This window comes from Actinomycetospora sp. (genome assembly GCF_055612215.1).
In genome coordinates, this window is sequence record NZ_JBVPVA010000837.1 from 1 (window position 1) to 3,283 (window position 3,283).

General features: G+C 74.4%; 5 protein-coding genes and 1 pseudogene. 5 read left to right on the forward strand and 1 reads right to left on the reverse strand.

What is annotated here, in order from left to right:
* The coding region (locus tag AC0CYZ_RS22805) for a cobalamin biosynthesis protein (protein WP_472219563.1) at positions 1–283 on the reverse strand (283 nt) is incomplete at its 3' end.
* Here AC0CYZ_RS22805 and AC0CYZ_RS22810 point away from each other — a divergent pair.
* From AC0CYZ_RS22810 to AC0CYZ_RS22830, 5 genes and pseudogenes are all read left to right on the forward strand, one after another.
* Positions 167–544 (forward strand): cobalamin biosynthesis protein, encoded by a 378-nt coding sequence (locus AC0CYZ_RS22810; protein WP_472219565.1) that lies wholly within the window; start codon positions 167–169, stop codon positions 542–544. The two genes, AC0CYZ_RS22805 and AC0CYZ_RS22810, sit on opposite strands and share 117 nt — an antisense overlap.
* A 199-nt stretch (positions 545–743) precedes the next feature.
* Positions 744–1,634 carry a heavy metal-binding domain-containing protein gene (locus AC0CYZ_RS22815; RefSeq protein WP_472219567.1) on the forward strand — a complete coding sequence of 297 codons (891 nt, stop codon included), beginning with the start codon at positions 744–746 and terminating at the stop codon, positions 1,632–1,634.
* Positions 1,631–2,467, forward strand: coding sequence for a heavy metal-binding domain-containing protein (locus AC0CYZ_RS22820; RefSeq protein WP_472219569.1), 837 nt, complete (start codon positions 1,631–1,633; stop codon positions 2,465–2,467). Before AC0CYZ_RS22815 ends, AC0CYZ_RS22820 begins: the two co-directional genes overlap by 4 nt.
* Positions 2,468–2,511: 44 nt before the next feature.
* Positions 2,512–2,907 (forward strand): hypothetical protein, encoded by a 396-nt coding sequence (locus tag AC0CYZ_RS22825; RefSeq protein WP_472219571.1) that lies wholly within the window; start codon positions 2,512–2,514, stop codon positions 2,905–2,907.
* 20 nt (positions 2,908–2,927) lie between these two features.
* Positions 2,928–3,283 (forward strand): annotated as a pseudogene (locus AC0CYZ_RS22830) (cysteine--tRNA ligase); the annotation flags it as partial.

Genomic DNA, 3,283 nt, shown 5'->3' on the forward strand with positions numbered 1-3,283 from the left:
CCTCGGCGACGCTGCCGGTGCCGGTGAGGCGCCGGACGACAGCGGAGGGGTGCGGGACGTCGACGGCGTCGAGCTCCGACGCGGAGTAGGTGAGCAGTGGTCGCCCGGCGGCGAAGGCGGTGACCGCGGGCTCGTCGCGGCCCTCGGGGAGGTCGACATCCACGTCGTGGCCACGATCGACCGGCGCCGCGACGGCCGCCCGGAGGTCCTCGGCGGTCGTCCCCCGCTCGACCCCGACGCCCAGGATCACGGCCGCGCGGCCCTCGGGGAGGTCGACATCCACGTCGTGGCGACGATCGACCGGCGCCGCGACGAGCCCGCGGTCACCGCCTTCGCCGCCGGGCGACCACTGCTCACCTACTCCACGGCGGAGCTTGACGCCGTCGACGTCCCGCACCCCTCCGCTGTCGTCCGGCGCCTCACCGGCACCGGCAGCGTCGCCGAGGCGGCCGCGGTCCTCGCCGCGCGTGACTCGGGTGGGGCCGGTGTGCTCGTCGTCGGGAAGCAGCGGGGCCGGGGGGTGACCGTCGCGCTCGCGCGCTGAGAGGTGCCCGCTCCAGCGCCCGACCTCGCGTGAGGATCGCGGTGACGTGGGCCGGTCGTGGCCCGGGCACACACGGGGCGCACACGGGAACCGGACACCACCGCCGAGAACCGGCACCCGTCCTGACCTGGGCCGACGGCTCACGGAGCGGGTGTAGCTTCGCGATCGGGCGAGCGGAGCGACGGGTGGTGTGCGGGACGTGTCCGATCAGTGGGACGGGCGTGGGCTCCCGCCCGTCGCCGCGGCCCGGGTGGCGCGGGCCGCGTCGGGTGGTCCCTGGACGTCGATGCTCACCGTCCCCTCGGCCGCCGGGCTCTCCGCCACCGAGTTCGAGCCCGTCGGCGAGGTGATGGGATCGATCGTCCAGAACGTCGGGTGGAGCGGATACGGCGGGTGCGGGGCGTGGGGCGCCGTCGGGTTCGGCGGTGGCTTCGCGGGCGGCGGCCCGATGGCTCCCGCGCCGGCGTTCGGGCCCTACGTCGAGGCGCTGCGCCACGGCTACGACACCGCGCTGGCCCGCATGCAGCTCGAGGCCTCCGGGATCGGCGCCGACGGCGTCATCGGCGTCACCCTGTCCGCGTCGCCGTTCGACCAGAGCAGCCGCGAGTTCACGGCCCTGGGCACCGCGGTCCGCTCCCGTCGCCCCCACGAGCGGCCGTCCGCGCCGTTCGTCACCGAGCTCGCCGGCCAGGACGTCGCGAAGCTCGTCGGCGCCGGCTGGCTGCCCGTGCGCATCGTCTACGGCATCGCGATGCTCATCCGCCACGACGACATGCGGACCCGCGCCCAGGCCTCCTGGGGTGGCGGCAACACCGAGGTCACCGGCTACACCCAGTTGGTGACGGCGGCCCGGGCCGGGGCCCGGCGGGACTTCACCGCGCGCGTCCGCCAGGTCGGCGCCGAGGGCGCGATCGTCTCGGACATGGGGGTGGCGATGCGCGAGATCGAACCCGCGGAGAACCACCGCGACCACGTGGCCGAGGCGACCGTGTTCGGCAACGCCCTGCTCGCCGTCGAGCACCCGAGGGCCCCGGCGCGCTCGTCGTCGTTGACCTACATGCCCCTGCGCTCCACCCGGGAGACCTCGTGACCGAGTCCGACACCTCCGCCGTGACGGGCGTCCCGTCCGACGCCATGGCGCGGCTCGCGCACATGCGGCCGGGTCAGTCGACGAGCATGTTCACCTCGGACCTGTCGGTGAACGAGTTCCTGCTCGTGCGCGAGGCCGGCTTCCGGCCGCTCGGCCTCGTGCTGGGGTCGAGCATCTACCACGTGGGCTTCCAGGTGGGGCGCTGGGGGAAGAACCAGGAGCTCGACACGCTGTCGCAGGCGATGTACCACGCCCGCGAGCTCGCGATGACCCGCATGGAGGCCGAGGCCGACCAGCTCGGCGCCGACGGCATCGTCGGGGTGCGGCTCGAGATCGAGTTCAAGGAGTTCGGCAACGACCTGGCCGAGTTCATCGCCGTCGGCACCGCGGTCGCCGGGGACGCCCCGCCACCGACCGGTGGGACCTGGCGCAACGTGCACCGCCAGCCCTTCACCTCGGACCTGTCCGGACAGGACTTCTGGACGCTGATCCAGGCCGGGTACGCCCCGCTCGGCATGGTGATGGGGTCGTGCGTCTACCACATCGCCCACCAGGGCATGTTCCGCGCCATGAGCAACATCGGGCAGAACGTCGAGCTGCCGCAGTACACCGAGGGGCTCTACGACGCCCGCGAGCTCGCCATGAGCCGCATGCAGGCCGAGGCGGAGGCGCTGCACGCCGAGGGGATCGTCGGCGTCCGGCTGAACGCCCACGGGCACCGCTGGGGCGGGCACACCACCGAGTTCTTCGCGATCGGCACCGCGGTCCGTCCGCTCCGCGCCGACCACCACATCCCCACCCCGCAGCTCGTGCTGCCGCTCCTGGACGGATGAGGGTCATGACGGGTCCCGACGCAGGCGGGAGTGGTCTGGGTCCGATGGGGGACGTGGCGCTCGTGGCCGCCGCCCTGCGCACCGACCGCGCCGACGTCGCCTCGTACGCCCGGGTGCTCTCCGGCGTCCTCGGCGACGCGCTGCCGCCCGGCACCGTCGAGGTCGCGTTCCGGCGGAGCCTGGCCGACCGCCTGGCCGGGCGGGAGGGTCGCGCGGAGTCGGTGCTCGTCCACGGCGAGGGTCGCGATCTCGAGCTGCGCGCCGAGGGGGAGCGGGTGCACGCCGAGGTGCGTCGCGTCTCCGGCGGTGTGGTGATCAGTCGGCGTCGCGTCGAGGTCGAGGAGTGGCTGCAGGCGCTCGCGCAGGACGTGACCAGGATCGCGGCCCGCGACGCCGCCGCCCGGGCGGCCTTCGAGCGCTTCCTCGCCACCGGGCCCTGAGCACGGGGGAGGATGAGGGCGTGACCTTTCGTCTCGCCCTCGCCGGAGAACCGCTGCCGCTGGTCGGGCGCGCCCGCATCTACGTCTGCGGGATCACCCCGTACGACACCACCCACCTCGGCCACGCCGCGACCTTCGTGTGGGCCGACGTCGCGGGCCGCGTGCTGCGCCGCATCGGCATCGAGGTCGAGATGTGCCGCAACATCACCGACGTCGACGACGTCCTCGACGCGGCCGCGGAACGCGCCGGCCGCCGGTTCGACAGCTTCGCTGCCGTCGGCCAGTTCCGGTTCGACCGCGACATGGCGGCCCTCGGCGTCCGGCCGCCGACGCACCAGCCGCGCGCCCACAACCACGTCGACGACGTCGTCCGACT